The organism is Nocardioides humilatus, assembly GCF_008373755.1.
Classification (GTDB): domain Bacteria; phylum Actinomycetota; class Actinomycetes; order Propionibacteriales; family Nocardioidaceae; genus Nocardioides; species Nocardioides humilatus.
The window spans coordinates 1-1301 of the sequence record NZ_VUJV01000016.1; the positions used below are offsets into that span (position 1 = coordinate 1).

1 protein-coding gene is annotated in these 1301 nt (G+C 67.0%); it reads right to left on the minus strand.

Features of this window, described 5'->3' with window-relative positions; translation table 11 throughout:
• Positions 1 to 37: 37 nt before the first annotated feature.
• Positions 38 to 1222, minus strand: coding sequence for an IS1249 family transposase (locus F0U44_RS22095; protein WP_149730565.1), 1185 nt, complete (start codon positions 1220 to 1222; stop codon positions 38 to 40).
• Positions 1223 to 1301 lie beyond the last annotated feature (79 nt).

Sequence of the window (1301 nt, forward strand, 5' to 3'; positions counted from 1 at the left end):
GGTTAGCGGCCAGATTGTGTGTCTGGTGTCGGGCGTGTCATGACCGTCCGCCCCATCCGCGGCGTAGCCAGAGGCCTTCCTCGGCGGTGAGGCCGGTGTCGTAGCCGGCTGGCCCGATGGGTTCTTCGGGCGTGGTGGTCTTCCTCGGTCGGGGTCGGTAGTGGCGTGCCCGGATCAGGGAGGCTGGCTCGGGTGCTGCGATGGCGTGGGCGTGGAGCCACCACTCGACGGCTCGGCGTTGATGGGCGGTGGTCATGCCGCGGTGCCGGCGGAGCATGTCGCGGAGTTGGGCGTTGATCCCGCCCTCGATCTGGTTGGTGGTCGATGCGATGTGCAGGCCGCGGACGCTGGGGTCGAGGTAGGCGAAGAGGTGTCCTCGTTCGACGAGCTTGGCGAGGAGGCGGTAGGCCTTGCGGAGCCGTTCGTGGGTGTACCACCACTTCTGTCCGGGGCGGATCCAGTCGGGGAACGCGGCGCCGTCGCCGGGTCGGGTGAGCTGGTAGCGGTAGGTCCGTTCACGTACGAGGTGTCCGTAGAGGTCGTGCCAGTCGTGGAGCAGGACCATCCACGCGGTTGCTTCGTCCAGGGTGGTGATCTTGGTGAGCGTTCTGGCCAGTCCCCACAGGGCTTTCCCCGCGGTGGTGCGGGGTCGTGAGGTCAGGTAGGTCCGGACGTTGCGTTGGACGTGGACCAGACAGCGCTGCACGCTGGTGTCGGGCCAGCACTCCTCGATCGCCACGGCCAGGCCGCCACCGCCGTCACACACCACGACCGTGGGTGCCGGGATCCGTTTGAGCAGTTGTTTCCACGCGATGGTCTTCTCCCGGTCGCACCATTGCCAGTCGATGACCTTCCCGCCGGTGATCGCGATCAGGCAGCACCAGCCGGTGTCGAGGTAGATCCCGTCGATCTGGATCTCGTCGTAGAGCTCGCCGGTGATGGTGACCTCGGGTGCCACGTTCCAGCACCACGCATGGACCCGGCGGAACGTCCGGGCCGAGGAGTCGGCATCGCCTTGGGTGCCGGACCCGAGCAGCCAGGCGATGAACCGCTCGAGCTGTGCCCGGCGGGTGACATCAGGTCGGGCACGGGTCGTGGAGGACCCGCACGACGTACAGCGCCACCGGGTCCTGCCGGCGCTGGTAGTGCCGTTCTTCTTCAACCGCGCGCCGCACAGCACGCAACCACCTGAATGTCCAACATCCTCGCCAGTTATGCCCACGCAGGCATAACTAGAGCCCGACTCGCCGCCACGACCTGCGAAGACACCCGATCAGCAGACACACATTCTGGCCGCTAAC